The organism is Flavobacterium sp. Flavsp81 (genome assembly GCF_059491325.1).
Genome location: NZ_CP168505.1, coordinates 3,438,247 through 3,456,524 on the forward strand (window position 1 = coordinate 3,438,247; position 18,278 = coordinate 3,456,524).

Below are 18,278 nucleotides of genomic sequence, written 5' to 3' on the forward strand. Positions count from 1 at the left end.
ATTGAGTGCTATTATATATAGAATAATGTCTATTTTTGCAATCTAAATTCAATCTAAATAAGCTTGCGAAATACTATCCACACTCTGAAAAAAGGCGAGAAAGCCATTATCAAAGATTTTGATATCGATCTTATTCCTCTAAAATTATTAGAAATGGGTTGTTTGCCGGGCAATTTAGTTGAACTGCTTCAAATTGCTCCTTTTGGAGATCCTTTGTATTTAGACATTAATGGTTCTCACGTTGCCATTCGTATAGAAACTGCTCGTGAAATTGAAGTTGAACTTATCAAAACCAATCTCTAATGAGTGTTGAAAATATTAATGTTGCTCTTATCGGGAATCCAAATACAGGAAAAACTTCAGTATTCAATCAGCTTACGGGATTAAATCAACAAGTTGGGAATTATCCCGGAATTACGGTTGAAAAAAAAATAGGCTTCTGCAAATTACCTCATGGTATAAAAGCCAACATTCTTGATCTACCGGGGACCTACAGTCTGAATGCCAGTTCAATGGATGAAAGCGTGGTGATTGAACTTTTACTCAACAAAAATGATAAATTATATCCTGATGTTGCCATTGTTGTAACAGATGTTGAGAATTTAAAACGAAACCTGCTTATTTACACCCAAATAAAAGACCTTGAAATTCCGACGATTTTAGTGATTAATATGGCTGATCGTATGGAAACTAAAGGAATTACACTTGATATTCCGTATCTTGAAGAACATCTTAAAACCAAAATTGCATTGGTTAGTTCCCGTAAAGGTCACGGAATAGACGAATTAAAAGAATTAATCGTTTCCTATAAAACACTTACACACGAGCCCTGTTTAAATGCTTCAGTAATTGATCAGGGCTATTTTGAAAAATTACAACATGCATTTCCAAACCAATTATTATACAAATTGTGGCTGGTCATTACTCAGGATGTCAACTTTTCACATTTAGACCGAAATGAAATCAGGACTACTTTTACAAAATCACATTCTGAATTAAAACGCCTACAGCAGCAGGAAACTATAAAACGCTATCAATTTATCAATAGTGTTTTAAAAGAAGGATTGAAAGTAGATGCTTCAATTGCAAAAGACATAAGAGCAAAATTAGACCGCGTTTTAACACACAAAGTTTGGGGTTATGCAATCTTCTTAGCTATTCTTTTTGTTATTTTTCAATCAATTTTTAGCTGGTCAACCATCCCAATGGATTTCATAGACAGTACTTTTGCTTCTTTAAGCAACTGGATTGCCAAAGAATTACCAAGCGGTATTTTAACAGATCTGCTTTCGCAGGGAATCATTCCCGGAATTGGCGGAGTAATTATTTTCATTCCGCAAATTGCCTTTTTGTTTTTGTTTATTTCCGTTTTGGAAGAAAGCGGTTATATGAGCCGGGTTGTGTTTTTGATGGATAAAATCATGCGCAGATTCGGACTTTCAGGAAAAAGTGTTGTGCCTTTGATTTCAGGGACTGCCTGTGCGATTCCTGCAATTATGGCAACCCGGAATATCGAAAACTGGAAAGAACGTTTGATTACCATTTTAGTAACTCCGTTTACAACCTGTTCAGCAAGATTGCCTGTTTACGCAATTATCATTTCATTGGTAATTCCGGACAAACGAGTATTGGGAATTTTAAATCTTCAGGGATTAACGCTCATGTTCCTCTACGTTTTAGGATTTGGAACGGCAATTTTATCCGCTTATATTTTAAATAAAGTTTTAAAGTTAAATACTAAAACGTATTTTGTGGTTGAAATGCCAAATTATAAATTACCGCTTTTCAAGAACGTTGGAATCAATGTTGTCGAAAAAACCAAAGCTTTTATAGTTGGAGCAGGTAAAATCATTCTGGCGATATCTGTTATTTTGTGGTTTTTGGCTTCTTACGGTCCCGGAAAGAATTTTAACGAAGCTGAAGCCATCGTAAAAGAAAGAACAGCTGAAAAGAATTTAACTGATGTTGAATTCGAAAACGAAGTTGCTTCACAGAAATTAGAGAATTCTTATATCGGAATTATGGGAAGAGCTATCGAACCGGCAATTTCACCATTAGGTTACGACTGGAAAATTGGAATTGCACTTATCAGCTCTTTTGCTGCCCGTGAGGTTTTTGTTGGCACATTGGCAACAATATACAGTGTAGGAGACAGCGATAATGAAGCCACTATAAAAAGCAAAATGGAACAAGAAGTAAATCCTTCATCAGGCTCAAAGATTTTTAATTTTGCCTCCGGAATTTCTTTACTGTTATTTTATGCTTTCGCAATGCAATGCGCCAGCACATTAGCTATTACCAAAAAAGAAACCAATTCGTGGAAGTGGCCGGCAATGCAGCTGGTCTTTATGAGTGGTTTGGCCTATTTTGTTGCTTTAATAGCGTATCAAATTCTTAAATAAACGATTATGATACAAGAAATTATAGCCTTTGCCATATTAGCGTTCGCAGTTTTCTTTTTGATTAAAAAGTTCTTTTGGAAATCTAAAAAGAAAAAGGACTGTGGCGACGGGGATTGTGGGTGTAGTTAGAGGCAGTGACTGAGATGCCGAGGTTGTAAGTTGCTAAGATTATAGAAATCTGTTTCACAGAGTGTCATCTAAATAACCGCAAAGTTTCAAAATGGCTTCGACTTCGCTAAGCCAGACAAATTTCAACAAAATTTTCTTCTTGTCGAGTGTCTTCCTGAGCGAAGTCGAAGGATTCTCAAGTTCTGACTGAAAAACTGAGACTGAAAACTATTTAATCCCCTCCCATTCCGCATAAAACTGCGCCAAAAAGTTTTCCATAAAGTGATGTCTTTCAGCTGCAATTTGCTTACCGGTTTCGGTATTCATTTTATCTTTTAGAAGTAAAAGCTTTTCGTAGAAATGATTTATCGTTGGTGCGTTGTTCTTTTTATATTCTTCCTTGGTCATGTTGGTGATCGGGTCAATTTCAGGATTGTACAAAGCCCGGTTTTTAAAACCTCCATAATTGAAAGCTCTGGCCACACCAATTGCTCCAATCGCATCCAAACGATCTGCATCCTGAACAATATCCAATTCAATTGACGAGAATTTCTTCTCGAAATTACCTCCTTTGTATGAAATGTTTTCAATGATGTTTACCACATGTTTTATAATATCTTCGGATACATTTTCATTTTCCAGAAATAGGCGTGCCGTTTTTGGCCCGATGGTTTCATCTCCGTTATGAAATTTACTGTCTGCAATATCATGAAGTAAAGCACCCAATTGTACTATTATAAGATCGCAAACAGTGTTTTTAGCAATCAGCAAAGCGTTTTTATATACTCTCTCTATATGAAACCAATCATGTCCGCCTTCGGCATTATTTAATTTTTCTTTTACAAACGTGATCGTTTTATTTATTAAATCTGCATTATTCATATGACCCATTTTATTGAAAAATGTTGATTATCAAAGTTTTAAAAAACCTCAACAATCAACATGTATTTTATTATTTTATTAAACGCAATTAAGTTGCATTTATAAAAAATCTACAATCTAAACTCTAAAATCAAATTTTATAGTCTCGCCGGTTCTACCCATTTGAAAATATGAGATTCTTTTGGAATTACAATTCTCTCAGAAATTCTGGCCATACGAGCTGGTAATTTCATTAAATAATCACGTGCTTTTTCAGCTTCATCAGTTAAATTAGCGATCTTATCAATCTCCCATTTATCAATTAACTTTTGCATGATATCAACATAATCGTTTGCTGTATAAACACCAATACGCTGTGCTGAATCAGAAAATTGTTCAAAAGCAGAACTTATCTTTTGACCTGACTCCCTTAAGAAATGAGCCGGCATAACGATTTTTTGTTTCATCATGTATTGAAACGCCAACATCATTTCGCTTGGATCAACCTGAAAAATTCTGGTTACAAATTCGCTGTATGCATGATGGTGACGCATTTCGTCGCCTGCAATCATTTTACACATTTTAGACAACTTGTTATCACCAAATTTCTTAGCCATTTGAGCTACTCTATTGTGCGATACATATGTTGCCAATTCCTGAAAACTGGTATATACAAAGTTTTTGTACGGGTCAGATCCGGTTCCGATGTCAAAACCGTCGTTGATTAAATGCTGTGTTGTCATTTCGATTTCACGCATATTCACACGACCGGACAAATACAAGTATTTATTTAGTAAATCACCGTGGCGGTTTTCTTCTCCGGTCCATTGACGGATCCATTTAGACCAGCCGTTTCCACCATTATCAATCTGATTTATTCCTTCTACATCCATTAACCAGGATTCGTAGGTTGGCAAAGCTTCCTCAGTGATTGTGTCACCAACAAGCGTTACCCAGAAGTCATATGGTAATTCTTTGGCAATCTCACGTAATTCTTTTACCTCTTCAAAGAAATTATCTCCTTCAGAATTAGGCAAAAAATCAGATGGCTGCCAAATTTTTTCAACAGGGATTAAATACTGTTCAACGAAGCTATCCACGTTTTTTTCCAAAAACTGCATTACTTCCAATCTAATGTTTTTTATAGACATTACTTATTTTAGATTTGGGATTTAAGTTTTAGAACTCTCTCTAAAAAACAAAAATCTATTTATATTCATTTACTCCTTCTACAATTGCCTTTTCTGTCATTGCCATTAACCCGGCAAAATCATAATCCTTTACAGCCAACGCTTTATGAACTGTAAAGGTAAGGTGATTTCCTAAACCAACAGGAAAAAAACCATATTTTACCATTTTCCATGAATTATTGATGCTCACAGGTACTATATACGCTGAAGGCGCATATTTGCACAATATTTTTACACCATTTTGAGCAAATTCTTTAGGTTTTCCTGTTTTACTTCGTGTTCCTTCAGGAAAAATAACAGCAGATCTTTTGTATTTTTCAATATATTCAGACAAGCCTTTGATTGCCGGAATCGCTTGTTTAGGGTCTTTACGATCAATTAGTACAGAACCGCCATGACGTAAATTAAACGATACGCTCGGGATTCCGCTACCTAACTCTTTCTTACTTACAAATTTACAATGAAAACGTCTAAAGTACCAAATCATTGCAATGATATCATACATACTTTGGTGATTTGAAACAAAAATCAAGGGAACTCCGACAGGAATAGTTTCTCTGTTTTCTATTTTATATGTCGTTCCAACAAGATTAGTACATCTTAAAAGGGAAAAATTCAAATAATCAACACTTTTTTTATGAGCCTGATAACCAAAAAGATTTAGGCAAATCCATTGTATTGGATGAAAAACCAACAAACACAATGAGAAACATAAATAATAAATCACGGATATGGGATACGAAATTATCTTCTGCATGCTTAAAAAAAATTAATGTGCAAAAGTAATAAATAAATTTTTAGCGGTATTAAAATTAAAAACAATAACCGTTTTTATGGTTTAATTGTACCTTTGCAAGTAAAATTGCAAATTTTTTCTGAACTATAATGAATTTTACTTATCCTAAAAACGAACGTTTAAAAAGCAAAACAACAATTGGTTTACTTTTTTCTGAAGGAAAATCGGTTTCTAAATATCCGTTGCGTTTGGTTTATCGTATTGGTGAAGCTAATCAGGAAGAGAAAATTAAAATTGGCGTATCGGTTTCCAAGAAATATTTCAAAAAGGCCGTTGATCGCAATTACTTCAAAAGGGTTTTAAGAGAAACCTACCGACTGAACAAACATTTGCTTTGGGACAACCTCGAAGAATCCTATTCATTTATGTTTTTTTATCAAAGTAAAGACCGATTGACTTATGAGGAAATCAATACTAAAACGATTCAATTGTTTGAAAAATTCCTTCAACAGCTAAATAAAACGAATGATTCTGAAAATAAAACAGAATTCTAGTTTTTCAAAAGGCAACTTAAACAATCAAATCAGATAAAAAATTTGTAGTTTTAACTCTAATTTGAAATTTTATGCGACTTTTATACTTATTCCTTTTTATTTTTATTTTGTCAAGTTGTGGAAACGAACCACAAAATGATGTTTCTAATGATATTAAAATTTCAGCGGTACAACTTGCCTCACCAGAAAAGCCACAGTCAAATATCTCGCAAAAAATAATAAAAAAAGCATCACTTCGTTTTGAAACAAATGACTTAGAAAGTACATTCACTCAAATTCAAAAAGCAATTATCACAAATAAAGGAACTGTTCAAAATGATTCTGAAGGAAAAGATTACGATAATATTTATAGAAATCTTACTGTTAGGGTTCCAAGTCAAAACTTTGATACATTTTTAAAGTCAATATCTGAAGGTGTTTCCTATTTTGAAAGAAAAGAAATCTCTTCTGATGATGTTACAGAACAATATATTGATCTCAATTCCAGATTGAAAACAAAACGAAAACTCGAAGAACGTTATTTACAAATTTTACAAAAAGCCACAAAAATTAGTGAAATATTAGAAATTGAGAAACAAATATCAACTATCCGGGAAGAAATAGAAGCTAAAGAGAGTCAACTCAAATATCTGGAAAGCCGTGTTTCTGAAAGCGTTATTACAATAGAATTTTACAAAACTATTGCTGAAAAAGAAGGAGTCAAAATTTCGTACGGATCTAAAATCTGGATAGCCATTAAAGGCGGCTTTTTTAGTTTGTCAGAATTCTTAATTTCGCTTATTAGTGTATGGCCATTTATTATTGTGTTTTGCGTACTCGCCTATTTTATTAGAAAAAGATTTAAAAGAAAAAAAATATAATCATGTATTGTTATTTCAAAAAGAGGTTTGTTATCCCTGCAGTTGCAGCAGGATTTTTATTTGTTGGAGCCAGTTTCAAAGATGATTTTTTTGAAATCGCCAAACAAATCGAAATCTTCACTACTTTATTCAAAGCCGTAAACACTAATTATGTTGACGATACTAATCCCGGTGACTTAATGGATAAGGGAATTAAAAGTATGCTGGGAAGCTTAGATCCTTATACTGTTTACTTCAACGAACAGGATGTAGTAAATTTCAAAATTAATAATACCGGCGAATACACAGGGATTGGTGCTATGATTGCACGAAAAAAAGACCGTTTAATTGTTCGCGAACCTTATAAAAATTATCCTGCTGATAAAGCGGGTTTAAAAGCAGGCGATGAAATTATCCAGATTGGAGATGTTTTGATTGCAGATTTTAAAGATGATGCTTCACAATTATTAAAAGGAGCAAAAAATACCAAAATCACTATAAAATACCTTCGTCAGAATAAATTGTATACAACTGAACTTGTTTTAGATGAAGTTGATATTAAATCTGTTCCCTTTTTTGGAAAAATTGATGACAAAACAGGTTATATTGTTTTGTCACATTTTAGCAGAAAAGCTTCTGTTGAAGTAAAAGAAGCACTTGAAAAATTAAAGGCTGATGGTGCCAAACAGATTGTACTCGACTTACGAGGAAATCCGGGAGGCCTTCTTAATGAAGCAATTGATATTTGTAATTTATTTGTTCCGAAGAATGAAGTTATTGTAACCACAAAATCAAGAATCGAGAAACACAACAATACTTATAAAACTCAAAAAGAGCCGATTGACACTGAAATTCCATTAGCAATTTTAGTAAACGGAAGAAGCGCTTCTGCATCAGAAATTGTATCCGGGGCTTTGCAGGATTTGGATCGTGCAGTAATTTTGGGAAGCCGAAGTTTTGGAAAAGGTTTGGTACAGCGCACAGTCGATTTAACTTACGGAACACAATTAAAAGTTACTATTTCCAGATATTACACACCTTCTGGCCGTTGTATTCAGGCACTGGATTATGCCCATAAGGACAAAAATGGTGTGGCACAAAAAATGGATTCTAAAAACTTCAATGCCTTTAAAACCAGAAAAGGAAGAACTGTTTATGATGGCGGGGGAGTTTTACCGGACATTGAATTGGATGAAGCTAAAATGAGTCCGATTACAACTGCACTCTTAAAAAACGACGGAATATTTGATTATGCAACGTCTTACTATTACAAAAATCCAAATTTAGGAGAGAAAATCCCAACATTAACCGATGCTGATTATGCCAGTTTCAAACAGTATTTAAAAGTTAATAAAATTACATTTGATACAGAAACAGAAGTTGCTTTGAAAAATACTTTGGCAGCAGCCAAAAACGAAAAAATAGATGAAACCATAGTTGCAGAATATCAACAATTATTAGCTGCAATAGAAAAAAGCGAAACTACGTTATTGGATAAAAACCAAAAAGAAATTAAAAACCTGATATTAGAAGAACTGATCAAAAGATATCAATATCAGGAAGGTTTGTACCAATATTATATTAAAAACAATTCAGAAATTAAAAAAGCGGTAAACGTTTTAAATAATCAAACTGAGTATAAAACCATTTTAAAAATGTAAAATTAGTAAAGCGCTTTTTCTTTTCTTTATTTTCAAACTTGTCAGTACAGCAAATTGAAATATTTCCGGATTCTTTAGATAAGAAAAATGAAATTATTACTACGATTTAATTATTCCGTTTCATCTCAATATGCGGAATATCATCTTCCAGGTACATTTCGCTGGTTTGGACAAATCCGTGACTTTCGTAAAATTTCTTTAGATACAACTGAGCACCAATTGTGATTTTATCTGTATGAAAATTAGATTTTATTCCTGCAATGGCTTCACGCATTAAATCATGACCCCATTTTTTATCACGATAATTGGCATCAACTACAACCCTTCCGATAGAAGCATTATCAAAACTAATTCCTGCATCAAATAAACGTGAATAGGCAACAACCTTTCCATTATACTGACCAATTAAGTGTAAAGCGAGTTTATCTTTACCGTCAAGATCTAAATAAACGCAGTTTTGCTCGACCACAAAGATTTCGCTCCTTAACTTGAGCACATCATATAAGTCATGAACAGTTAGTGCCTCAAACGGCTTTATTTTCCATTTTAATTCCATTTGATTTCAGTTTTATTCTTGTTCTAATAAAAGGATTATATTTTTTCATTCAAACATAGAAAAATTATTTCTTTGGCGTCCTTGAAAAAATTAAATTATTCTAAAATTAACTCAATTACAAATACGATTTTAATAAAAACAAAGATCCCGATTGTATATGTCCAATCGGGATTTTTGTTTCAATAATAAAAAATGTCTTAACCCTTGGTTATAATTCAAAAAGTGTCAGGCTGAGTCCGTTCGGCTTCGCTCAGGATAAACTTAGTCGAAGCCCTTCTTCCTATAAAAGCCTTCAACTCCGCTCAGGTTGACAATGATAGATCTTTTATTACCCCCAACGAATTTGTATTTATTTCTTTTTCATTATGATTTCCATACTCTTGAATTCCTCGCCATTCTTAGTGTCAAACATTTCCATTTTACGCGTAGTTGGGTCGACAATAGTATAGATTTCTCTATATGGTGTTTTTTTACCGTTTAACGGATTAACCGTTTCACCTTTTAACTCCATACTTTTACTCTTTTCATCGTATTTTCCAACAGCCACCATCATACCAGTACCCATGTTGTCGATAAAAGTTGTGGTATATTCTTTACTTGCATTATTATAGGCGAGTGTGCTTTTACCCTCAAAAGGCTGCCCCATCATAGTACCTTTATAGTTACCTTCCTGATAGCGGCCGCCAAGTATCATCTTAATAACTGCTGTAGAATTTGCTTTTTCCGGTTTGCCGTTCGGTTCCATCCAAAAGGTCATGTCACAGTCCCATGTACCAGTTTCATCGGCCATCATTTTATGCGGATTACCTGGTGTGGCATATTCTTTCCATGCCTTCATTTGTGCTGCAGAATCTAAAGGTTTTTCTGCAATTGGTTCTTCGGTTTTAACACTATCAGTAACTTTAGTAGTTTCCGTTTCTGTTTTAATTTCTTTTTTACAAGAAGAAAAACAAAACACTAACATTGATAATGTTACATACAAATTTTTCATAATTACCTGATTTAATGTTTATTAAAACAAAAATAAGAAATTATCTTTTATCAATCTTCACAGATTTTATAATTGCTTCTAATTCTAACATTAAATCACGTTCCTGATTCGATGGGGAATAACAAAATCCTTCAATTACCAAAATTCGATTATACTCCTCATCCACAACGGCATAATTTATAAAAGGTCCGGTCATAAAATCGTTTTTTAATTCCCAGGTGCCTTTAGTCTCATACGTTTTTCTTCCATTTAAATTAGTAATCGAAAAATAGGGCGCATAATCTTCACCTGTTATCATTTGTGTGCCAGGCTCACGTCCTTTGATATAATACCCGACAGAATCTCTCATCCTGATAATGTTGCCAACAATATCTGAATTATTTTTCAGTCTCTTTAATGGGATTTGGTAAATAAGCAAACTTGTATTGCCACTAATAATTTCTTTCTTCAGCCAGATAAAATTCTTTTTGTGCAGCATGTATTCATAACCGGTTGGAACTTGCAGATCGATATGAAATTTATTTTTGATAACTGCCGGATTCAAAAGTGACTTTCTATTATCCTGTTGCAGTTTTTTAATTTCGGTTTCACGGATAGTTTTAATAATTTCTCCTGAATTCATTTCAATACTGCAAATAATATCTTCTATTGATTTTCCATAAATCCTAAAAGTATTATGTGGTAATGATTTATCGTTTGTTTTGATTTCAAATTTGTCTGTAGTTGACTTTTTGACCACAATAATACTTCGGCTGTCAGTTACAAAACCTTCAAGTAATTTAGCGGGATATTGATTGATCGTAAACAAAGGCTCTTCCTGGGTAAGGCCTAAAACCGGAGATGCAAATTTATTCCGTATGCTGTCACCTACTTCACCATACCATAACTGATCATCTATTATTATAGAGATTGTATTGGTTTTTCCGGGTTTTGGCTGTGGTTGATTTTCATTTTTTTGAAAACAGGAAACCAGTAAAACCGAAAGTATTAGAAATAAAAAATGGGTTTTATTCATTTTTACAATTTATGAAATAAAACCCAAATTTAGGTAAGATTTTTTATTATCCGTTTATTTTAAGCTTCATTCCTGGTTTTATATCCTCATCTTTAATTCCATTCCATTTTTTGATATCTGAAATAGTTACACCAGGATATTTTTTGGAAATACTATATAATGAATCTCCTTTTTTAACGTAATAATCTTGTTCAATATTTTTTTGACTATTAGCTTTTTTCTTAAAAGAGTCAATTGAATTGGATGCAATAGCTACAGTGGTAGTATTAACAGAAGCATCTTCTAAATTTTTAGAAATGATCAATGATTTTCCTAAACCAATATTGTTGGATGTCAGATTATTCCATTCTTTTAATTCGGCTACAGTTTTTCCGTATTTTTTAGCGATACTTCCAAGATTATCACCAGCCTGTACTATATATTCTTTTGTCTGAACTTCTGTTTTTTCTAAATTTTCAGTAGAAGCAATTGCATCTTCGGCTGTCTTTTTAGTCAATTCAGGAGCTGTTTTTATTTCTTTAGGATTAACAATCAGAGTATTAGTTTTAATCTTTAATGATTTACCCAATGCAACCGAATTTCCTTTCAGTTTATTCCATTGTTTAATTTCTGTGATACTTACATTATACTTTTCAGCAATTGAACCTAAATTATCTCCATTTTGAATTGTATAATATTGAGTTTTAAGCGAGTCTGCGGTTTTAGATTTTATTTTTGGAGTTATTTTCAAAGCTAATCTTGAAGGGACTCTTATGAGATTGGAATCATATTTTGCATAAGCATAGATTTTATCTTCATTAGTCAGAAACGTAGCAATTTTATCTTTTGGCAAACGTAAAAAATGCTGCTCATTTTGGTAAAAAGGTACCACTTTTAGTTTATAGCAAGGATTTAGAAGTTCAATTTGCGACTGAGGCATATCTAACAAATCTGCTATTTGTTTGAAAGTCATTTGATTCTTGATACGAACAGTATCTGTTTCAAAGTTTTTAATTACGGCTCTTTCCGGGTTGATTCCATGTTCTTTGTGATATTCAAAAAGATACATAGTTGCTAAAAAAGCGGGTACATATCCCTGGGTTTCTCTTGGAAGGTAATTTCTAATATCCCAGTATTTGGTTTTTCCTCCGGAACGACGGATGGCTTTGGTAACATTTCCTGGTCCTGAATTATAAGAAGCCAAAACAAGTTCCCAATCACCAAAAACAGAATACATTTTGGTCATATATTCTGAAGCTGCTGCTGTTGCTTTTAGGGCATCACTGCGTTCATCAATATACGAGTCTATTTTTAGGTCGTACTGTTTTCCTGTACCATACATGAATTGCCAAAGTCCGGTAGCGCCCATTTTAGAAACTGCTTTAGGATTTAAAGCAGATTCTACAACGGCTAAATATTTAATTTCTAAAGGAACATTTTGTTTGGCAAAAGCTTCTTCGAAAATAGGGAAGTAATATTCAGATAAAGCCATTAATCGGGAAAACGATTTTTTACGATTCTTAAGAAATGACTTTATTATATTTTCTAAACCCTGATTGTATTCTATTCCAAATGGTGATTTTTCGTTCATCGCCTGAAGTCGTTGTTTTAACAACTCTGTCGGTAATTCAACATCAACATTTTTATCTGTATTAATATTCTGGATGTCTTTTGTTAAGTCATCATAAATATCCAGACTTGTTAATTCTTTCATCCAAAGACTATCAACGCGTATTGCTAAATTGTCTTTTTTAAACGAATTTTTAATTGAATCTAAGTACGAAATCTTTACTTCAGGCTTAATTTCTATATCTGCTCTAACAACATCTTGTGCAAAAACAGTTAATGAAAAAAAGATTGAAACGGCTAAGGAAATTTTTCTTATAATCATATAACATTTTTTTAAAATTCTATAACTCAAACAATTACAGAAGTGGTATTTTACAAACTTAAGCAGAATAACGCTAAAAAATGTAAAAAAAAATGTTAATTGTTATATTTAGTCCAAAATAGCTGCAATACCAGGTAGTACTTTTCCTTCTAACATCTCAAGCATTGCTCCTCCGCCTGTTGAAACATAACTCACTTTATCTTCGAAACCAAATTGTTTTACAGCAGCAACAGAATCACCTCCACCAACTAATGAAAAAGCTCCATTTTTAGTAGCCTCAGCTATATAATCACCCAATGCAATTGTTCCTTTTGAAAATGATTCCATTTCAAATACTCCTAATGGTCCATTCCATAAAATTGTTTTGGATTGCAGGATTACTTCCTTGAAATTTTCTAAAGATTTAGGACCTGCATCAAGACCTTGCCATCCGTCAGGAATTTCTTTCACGTCTACAATTTTAGTGTTTGCAGTATTAGAAAAATCATCCGCAGCAATTACATCAACCGGAATATGAATCTGAACTCCTTTTTCTTTGGCTAATCTTAAAATTTCAAGTGCCAGTTCTTGTTTGTCATCTTCACAAATAGAATTACCTACTTTACCTCCCAGCGCCTTAACGAAAGTAAAAGTCATTCCTCCTCCAATAATCATATGATCTACTTTATCAAGGATGTTTTCGATCACGGTAATTTTAGAAGAAACTTTAGAACCTCCTAAAACAGCAACAACCGGTTTTTCGCTATTTTTAAGTACTTTATTTAAACTTTCAATTTCTTTTGCCAATAATGTTCCGAAACATTTTTCGGTTGGAAAAAATTGTGCAATAATTGTTGTTGAAGCATGTGCTCTGTGTGCTGTTCCAAAAGCATCATTTACATAAATATCACCCAATGAAGCCAGTTCTTTTGCAAAAGCAACATCTCCTGCCTCTTCTTCTGCATGAAAACGTAAATTTTCAAGTAATAAAACTTCACCTGGCTTAAGGTTTTTAGACGCTGTTTGCGCAGCCTCTCCAACACAGTTTTCAGCAAACTGAACCGGAACTCCTAAAATTTCTGAAGCTGTTTTTAGAATATGTTTTAATGAATATTTCTCTTCAGCACCTTTTGGTCTTCCTAAGTGTGACATTAAAATTACACTTCCGCCCTGAGCTAAAATAGCATCAATAGTTGGTTTTGCAGCTTCAATACGTGTAGCATCTGTTACATTGAAATTTTCATCCAACGGTACATTAAAATCAACACGGATAATTGCTTTTTTATTTTTGAAATCGAAATCGTTTAAAGTTTTCATTTGATTAAATATTTTAGTTTTTTTGAAAGAAAAGCAAATATAGAACTTTTAGGGTAGTTATAAATTCAGATAAACTAAAAAATTGATAATATAAAGAACGAAATCGTTATAATTTCACAAATAAAATTGTTTATTAAATATTAAACACAAATTCAAATATTAATTTAATAAAAAAAAGCCTTTTCTATCAAACTATCAGAATAGAAAAGGCAAAGCAAAAGTGCTGTTTTTTAAATGTATTCTTATTCTTCTTTTTGAATGTAACAAATTGACAACTGACGCTGTACGGGAAACATAATAGTTTCGTATTCATTGGTGTTCCCGGTATTTTTAGAAACTACATAATTGCCTTCAATAATTCCAATGTAAGTCAATAACGGTGAATAAAAAGTAATACCGATTTTATGCTTTGACTGATCTGTTATATCGCTGTTTAATATATCTAACTTATAGTTGATAAAAGGAAAATAATTATTGCCCAATACATCTGAAACTCTGTGAAAATTACCTTTTAGCTGGGCAACATAACCGTCTGCTGCAATTCCAACTAAAAAATGCAGTTGTTCTGCCTTTTCATTTTCGGATAATAATTCCCTAAAAGTATTCTTCGGATCTGTAATAGAATTAAATTGCTGGCTTTGCATCTGATATTCTTTATAGGTATCTTCAAAAACATATTTATCCCAGATTAATGTAGAGGAACTATCAATAACTACACGATACGCCAGTCTTATTTTTGATATTTTCATAAATCCTGTTTTAACCTTTTTAATTTAAAGGGACTTCGAATACCAATAAAATAGCATTTTCAGACAGTGCTTCCCATTCTATTTTATCAACTTCACTCATACTCAAACCATCTTTAGCTTCTAAAAGCCGGTTTTCAACTTCAAAAGCACCATTAATTACAAATACAAAAATACCATTTTCAGGTTTTTTCAAAGTATAAGAACCTTCTTTTCTTCCATCATAAATACCAATAAAGCCAACAGCTTTTTCAACTTCAAATAAAGGGGTTAATTTATTCCTGACAGTTAAGTCAACTTCAGATTGCTGAAAGTAATTTTCAAAATATTGTTTATCCTTTTGAAAATCAATTTGCAGGTAGCTTACATTTTCATTTTCATATGGATTAAAAACTTCAAAAGACATTTCAGCATCAGCAGTAATTATTCTAATTTGCTCCACTCTTAAAAATTCCGAATTACCAAGATTGTCCTTAAATTCTATACCTCCAAACAGCGGTAAAATAATCACATTCGTTTTCTCTTTTATAACTCTGGAAATACGTTTTTGGTGACCTAATATTTCTTCATTTAAAATTTGTAAAGATCCGAATGGCTGTCTGGACAAATCCTGATAATGCTCAAAATTAAAAGTCGCAAAACAATTGTGTTTTTCTGATTGAAAAGCACCTCTTTCCTCAGATTTGTATATTTGAGCTGGAATTTGAACTATCATCTTAAAAATATATTTTTTATAAGATTAACCAGCAACATTTATTGTATGTGCTAATACAAAACCATCAGCTACACTTCCTGTAATTGTTGACAGTTCATTAGCTACCGAATCTGAGAACACACCATCTGCAGCATTATACGTATAACCAGACATACCTTTGGTGTATCCGCTTGCTGTTGATGCGTTCACTAAAGCCACCGCACTGTTTGTACCTTCCGGAAATGCTATTTGCGTTACTAACAATGATGTTCCGCTGGCATTATAAATATGAACGTGTATGTGTGTTGCACGACCAGAATACCAACCGGGGAATATAGACGTAAAAGTCACTAATCCATTATCATCAGTCGCTTGTCTTCCTCTTAGAAAATGTACTGCAGTATAATTTACAGTCTGCATTGATGTTCCTCCATATTCTGAATAATAACCATCTTTATCACAATGCCAAATATCAACAAGAGCTCCTTTTAGGGCTGCACAACTTGCATTGGTATTTTTTATGGTAATATTAATCGTAAAACCTACACCGGTTCTATCCATGACAATATTAGATTTCACCAAAGAAGATGGTGTAATGGTTGGAAATGGACCTGCCGTTTCTGAAGAAGTAACTGAACAACTACTCGATGTAGAACCTGTTCCTGAAGTAGTATCGACTCCTGACGTAGTATCAGTTGTGGTTGAAGTTTCTGAAGAATCGTCGTCTTTACTACATGCGTTTAGAATTGGAATAGCCAAAGAACCTATTCCTACTAAACCCAGACCTCTTAAAAAATCTTTTCTTTTCATAATTATTTAGTTTTAATGTGTTAATCGCTTAAATGATTTAAAGGCAGTTTCAAAGCAAAATTATTTGAATTTATAATGCTAAAAAAAGTTTGAGGTAATCAACACTAATTCTGCGGTAAACAGAAATAAAAAAAATATTTATAATAAAAAACTGATAAATTAAAAGGTGTTATTTTTGATTTAAAAAATCATAGAAAGCTGTTTCGTAACTCGAGCTTATTGGAATTTCAGCTTGTTCAATATGAATAATTTTATTTCTAATCTTTTCCATTTTAGAAATTGAAATAATAAAGGAACGATGAACGCGAATAAATTCAGCAACAGGTAATTTTTGAAGAATTGCTTTTAAGGTCATTCTGGCAACAATCGTTTTTTGATTCTGAATGTGAATTTTAAGATAGTCATCTAACCCTTCAATATATAAGATCTCTGAAAAAAGGATTTTTATCAAACTGTAATCGGCACGGATAAAAAGATATTGCTGTTCTAAGTTTTGATTTTGGGTTTTCCATTGTTGAAAAACTTTTTCCATAGCCTGTTGAAATCTGGAAAGCGAAATAGGTTTTAAAAGATAGTCGGTTGCATTTAATGTAAATCCTTCTACAGCATATTCTGAATAGGCCGTAGTAAAAATTACCATTGTTTTGTGCGGCAATTTTTTATAGAAGTCTAAACCTGAAATCGAGGGCATATTGATATCTAAAAATAACAAATCGACAGGGAATTTTCTAAGGTATTTAAAAGCTTCTTCTGACTTGGTGAAGGTTTTTTGCAGATCTATATACTCAATATCAGCACATAAATTTTGCAGAATTTCTAATGCCAAAGGTTCATCATCTAATGCTATTGCTTTTATCATCCTACTTTTATGGATAAATTTACGGTATATTGATCTTCAGTATCTTCAATTGTAAGTTGATGCGTGTCAGGGTACAAAAACACTAATCTCTCGATTGTGTTCTGCAGTCCAATTCCAGTTTCGGAATGAACCGAAAATGTTTTTTTATTAGATACTCTCAAAGTTAATTCTTCGTCAAAAATATCTATATAAATGCAAATTGCAGAAGTTTGGTCGGGATTTACGCCATGCTTAAAAGCATTTTCAATGAAAGAAATTAGAATCAGCGGTGTAATTACTTTGCCATAAGGGCTTCCATTTACCTTATAATCAATATTCACAGTTTGACCCAGTCGTGTTTTTTGAAGTGAAACAAAATTATTAATATAATTGATTTCTTTGCTTAAATCTATTACCTGATCATTAGCGTTAGTAATTACATAGCGCATTAACTCTGATAATTGTATGACTGCATCAGGAGTTTTATCATCTTTTTTCAAAGCCAATGCATAAATGCTATTCAGTGTATTAAACAAAAAATGCGGATTTATTTGTGCTTTCAGGAAAGCCAGTTCAGATTTCATTTTTTCTTTTTCTACATTAATCAAACGTCCGGAAATAGCAAAAAACAAACTTGAAATCACACCCAAAAGATAAATTAAAATTGTATGTCCGAACTGAGTTGGAGGACGTCCTATTTTGTTAAAAGGAGCATTTGACATTGGCGGAGGAGGCCTAAAATCATTGTTTATGAAACCTTGCTTATTTATAAATGGTGCCGGATCGTTACCAAAGTCTAAAAAATTATGATTTGGATGATCTAAAACTTTCGAAATCCAAAGAAAAAACAAAAGAAAGAAAGCAATAATTACAAAATATAAAAACTGTTTGTTTAAAAAATAATATTGTGGAATTAAATAGTAGTAGTTGAAATAAAAGAAACAGAGTAAGCTAAAATAAATAAAAAGATAAATACGATCATGACTATTGGAATACAAATTAGGCAATGAAAGAATATTGTTATTTGTTGACGTAAAAGCATACGGCAAAAATAAAAAAGCAAGGCACAAAAATATATGCTTAGCATAAAATGAAAATGTTGCTTTCATAA

19 protein-coding genes are annotated in these 18,278 nt (G+C 32.6%); 6 read left to right on the plus strand and 13 right to left on the minus strand.

Features of this window, described 5'->3' with window-relative positions; all coding sequences use genetic code 11:
• Positions 1–63: 63 nt before the first annotated feature.
• From ACEN92_RS14400 to ACEN92_RS14410, 3 genes are read left to right on the plus strand one after another with little or no spacing between them, the layout of a single operon-like run.
• The gene (locus ACEN92_RS14400; RefSeq protein ID WP_089479933.1) at positions 64–303 is read left to right on the plus strand and encodes a FeoA family protein; all 240 of its coding nucleotides are present in this window, start codon (positions 64–66) and stop codon (positions 301–303) included.
• On the plus strand, positions 303–2,402 hold the full coding sequence (gene feoB / locus ACEN92_RS14405; RefSeq protein WP_495639046.1) for a ferrous iron transport protein B: 2,100 nt from the start codon (positions 303–305) through the stop codon (positions 2,400–2,402). Before ACEN92_RS14400 ends, feoB begins: the two co-directional genes overlap by 1 nt.
• A gap of 6 nt (positions 2,403–2,408) precedes the next feature.
• Positions 2,409–2,531 (plus strand): FeoB-associated Cys-rich membrane protein, encoded by a 123-nt coding sequence (locus tag ACEN92_RS14410; protein ID WP_495639047.1) that lies wholly within the window; start codon positions 2,409–2,411, stop codon positions 2,529–2,531.
• A gap of 207 nt (positions 2,532–2,738) precedes the next feature.
• Here ACEN92_RS14410 and ACEN92_RS14415 read toward each other — a convergent pair whose 3' ends face one another.
• The 3 genes from ACEN92_RS14415 to ACEN92_RS14425 all read right to left on the minus strand — a co-directional run bounded on the left by ACEN92_RS14415 (position 2,739) and on the right by ACEN92_RS14425 (position 5,318).
• On the minus strand, positions 2,739–3,392 hold the full coding sequence (locus ACEN92_RS14415; RefSeq protein WP_495639048.1) for an HD domain-containing protein: 654 nt from the start codon (positions 3,390–3,392) through the stop codon (positions 2,739–2,741).
• 137 nt (positions 3,393–3,529) lie between these two features.
• On the minus strand, positions 3,530–4,522 hold the full coding sequence (locus ACEN92_RS14420; RefSeq protein ID WP_495639049.1) for an acyl-ACP desaturase: 993 nt from the start codon (positions 4,520–4,522) through the stop codon (positions 3,530–3,532).
• A gap of 55 nt (positions 4,523–4,577) precedes the next feature.
• Positions 4,578–5,318: a lysophospholipid acyltransferase family protein gene (locus tag ACEN92_RS14425; RefSeq protein ID WP_495639050.1), complete on the minus strand. Its 741-nt coding sequence runs from the start codon at positions 5,316–5,318 to the stop codon at positions 4,578–4,580.
• A gap of 128 nt (positions 5,319–5,446) precedes the next feature.
• Between ACEN92_RS14425 and rnpA the strand changes: the two genes are divergently transcribed.
• The 3 genes from rnpA (at position 5,447) to ACEN92_RS14440 (ending at position 8,351) form a co-directional block, all read left to right on the plus strand.
• Positions 5,447–5,851, plus strand: a complete 405-nt coding sequence (rnpA, locus tag ACEN92_RS14430; protein ID WP_495639051.1) for a ribonuclease P protein component — start codon at positions 5,447–5,449, stop codon at positions 5,849–5,851.
• 71 nt (positions 5,852–5,922) lie between these two features.
• A complete protein-coding gene (locus ACEN92_RS14435; protein WP_495639052.1) occupies positions 5,923–6,711 on the plus strand; it encodes a DUF4349 domain-containing protein in 789 nt (262 codons plus the stop codon).
• A 2-nt stretch (positions 6,712–6,713) separates the two neighbouring features.
• On the plus strand, positions 6,714–8,351 hold the full coding sequence (locus ACEN92_RS14440; RefSeq protein WP_495639053.1) for a S41 family peptidase: 1,638 nt from the start codon (positions 6,714–6,716) through the stop codon (positions 8,349–8,351).
• A gap of 106 nt (positions 8,352–8,457) precedes the next feature.
• On the opposite strand, the gene ACEN92_RS14445 is transcribed toward ACEN92_RS14440, so the two are convergent.
• The 10 genes from ACEN92_RS14445 to ACEN92_RS14490 all read right to left on the minus strand — a co-directional run bounded on the left by ACEN92_RS14445 (position 8,458) and on the right by ACEN92_RS14490 (position 18,276).
• The gene (locus ACEN92_RS14445) at positions 8,458–8,907 is read right to left on the minus strand and encodes a GNAT family N-acetyltransferase (protein WP_495639054.1); all 450 of its coding nucleotides are present in this window, start codon (positions 8,905–8,907) and stop codon (positions 8,458–8,460) included.
• Between the two features lie 349 nt (positions 8,908–9,256).
• Entirely contained in the window at positions 9,257–9,898 is a 642-nt protein-coding gene (locus tag ACEN92_RS14450; protein WP_495639055.1) for a DUF1579 domain-containing protein, read from the minus strand.
• Between the two features lie 40 nt (positions 9,899–9,938).
• Complete coding sequence (locus tag ACEN92_RS14455) at positions 9,939–10,913, minus strand: DUF4837 family protein (RefSeq protein ID WP_495639056.1); 975 nt, start codon at positions 10,911–10,913, stop codon at positions 9,939–9,941.
• Between the two features lie 46 nt (positions 10,914–10,959).
• On the minus strand, positions 10,960–12,783 hold the full coding sequence (locus ACEN92_RS14460) for a LysM peptidoglycan-binding domain-containing protein (protein WP_495639057.1): 1,824 nt from the start codon (positions 12,781–12,783) through the stop codon (positions 10,960–10,962).
• A 108-nt stretch (positions 12,784–12,891) separates the two neighbouring features.
• Positions 12,892–14,079, minus strand: coding sequence for a phosphoglycerate kinase (locus ACEN92_RS14465; RefSeq protein WP_495639058.1), 1,188 nt, complete (start codon positions 14,077–14,079; stop codon positions 12,892–12,894).
• 242 nt (positions 14,080–14,321) lie between these two features.
• A complete protein-coding gene (locus ACEN92_RS14470) occupies positions 14,322–14,828 on the minus strand; it encodes a hypothetical protein (protein ID WP_495639059.1) in 507 nt (168 codons plus the stop codon).
• A gap of 19 nt (positions 14,829–14,847) precedes the next feature.
• Positions 14,848–15,540 carry a pirin family protein gene (locus ACEN92_RS14475; RefSeq protein WP_495639060.1) on the minus strand — a complete coding sequence of 231 codons (693 nt, stop codon included), beginning with the start codon at positions 15,538–15,540 and terminating at the stop codon, positions 14,848–14,850.
• 24 nt (positions 15,541–15,564) lie between these two features.
• Positions 15,565–16,329, minus strand: a complete 765-nt coding sequence (locus ACEN92_RS14480) for a dioxygenase family protein (RefSeq protein WP_495639061.1) — start codon at positions 16,327–16,329, stop codon at positions 15,565–15,567.
• 169 nt (positions 16,330–16,498) lie between these two features.
• Complete coding sequence (locus ACEN92_RS14485) at positions 16,499–17,188, minus strand: LytR/AlgR family response regulator transcription factor (RefSeq protein ID WP_495639062.1); 690 nt, start codon at positions 17,186–17,188, stop codon at positions 16,499–16,501.
• Complete coding sequence (locus ACEN92_RS14490) at positions 17,185–18,276, minus strand: sensor histidine kinase (RefSeq protein ID WP_495639063.1); 1,092 nt, start codon at positions 18,274–18,276, stop codon at positions 17,185–17,187. Before ACEN92_RS14490 ends, ACEN92_RS14485 begins: the two co-directional genes overlap by 4 nt.
• Positions 18,277–18,278 lie beyond the last annotated feature (2 nt).

What these genes read in the sequence shown, in the direction of transcription:
- feoB (WP_495639046.1), top strand. Translation starts at nt 303, where the DNA reads ATGAGTGTTGAAAATATTAATGTTGCTCTTATCGGGAATCCAAATACA.
- ACEN92_RS14410 (WP_495639047.1), top strand. Translation starts at nt 2,409, where the DNA reads ATGATACAAGAAATTATAGCCTTTGCCATATTAGCGTTCGCAGTTTTC.
- ACEN92_RS14415 (WP_495639048.1), bottom strand. Translation starts at nt 3,392, where the DNA reads ATGAATAATGCAGATTTAATAAATAAAACGATCACGTTTGTAAAAGAA.
- ACEN92_RS14420 (WP_495639049.1), bottom strand. Translation starts at nt 4,522, where the DNA reads ATGTCTATAAAAAACATTAGATTGGAAGTAATGCAGTTTTTGGAAAAA.
- ACEN92_RS14425 (WP_495639050.1), bottom strand. Translation starts at nt 5,318, where the DNA reads ATGCAGAAGATAATTTCGTATCCCATATCCGTGATTTATTATTTATGT.
- rnpA (WP_495639051.1), top strand. Translation starts at nt 5,447, where the DNA reads ATGAATTTTACTTATCCTAAAAACGAACGTTTAAAAAGCAAAACAACA.
- ACEN92_RS14435 (WP_495639052.1), top strand. Translation starts at nt 5,923, where the DNA reads ATGCGACTTTTATACTTATTCCTTTTTATTTTTATTTTGTCAAGTTGT.
- ACEN92_RS14440 (WP_495639053.1), top strand. Translation starts at nt 6,714, where the DNA reads ATGTATTGTTATTTCAAAAAGAGGTTTGTTATCCCTGCAGTTGCAGCA.
- ACEN92_RS14445 (WP_495639054.1), bottom strand. Translation starts at nt 8,907, where the DNA reads ATGGAATTAAAATGGAAAATAAAGCCGTTTGAGGCACTAACTGTTCAT.
- ACEN92_RS14450 (WP_495639055.1), bottom strand. Translation starts at nt 9,898, where the DNA reads ATGAAAAATTTGTATGTAACATTATCAATGTTAGTGTTTTGTTTTTCT.
- ACEN92_RS14455 (WP_495639056.1), bottom strand. Translation starts at nt 10,913, where the DNA reads ATGAATAAAACCCATTTTTTATTTCTAATACTTTCGGTTTTACTGGTT.
- ACEN92_RS14460 (WP_495639057.1), bottom strand. Translation starts at nt 12,783, where the DNA reads ATGATTATAAGAAAAATTTCCTTAGCCGTTTCAATCTTTTTTTCATTA.
- ACEN92_RS14465 (WP_495639058.1), bottom strand. Translation starts at nt 14,079, where the DNA reads ATGAAAACTTTAAACGATTTCGATTTCAAAAATAAAAAAGCAATTATC.
- ACEN92_RS14470 (WP_495639059.1), bottom strand. Translation starts at nt 14,828, where the DNA reads ATGAAAATATCAAAAATAAGACTGGCGTATCGTGTAGTTATTGATAGT.
- ACEN92_RS14475 (WP_495639060.1), bottom strand. Translation starts at nt 15,540, where the DNA reads ATGATAGTTCAAATTCCAGCTCAAATATACAAATCTGAGGAAAGAGGT.
- ACEN92_RS14480 (WP_495639061.1), bottom strand. Translation starts at nt 16,329, where the DNA reads ATGAAAAGAAAAGATTTTTTAAGAGGTCTGGGTTTAGTAGGAATAGGT.
- ACEN92_RS14485 (WP_495639062.1), bottom strand. Translation starts at nt 17,188, where the DNA reads ATGATAAAAGCAATAGCATTAGATGATGAACCTTTGGCATTAGAAATT.
- ACEN92_RS14490 (WP_495639063.1), bottom strand. Translation starts at nt 18,276, where the DNA reads ATGAAAGCAACATTTTCATTTTATGCTAAGCATATATTTTTGTGCCTT.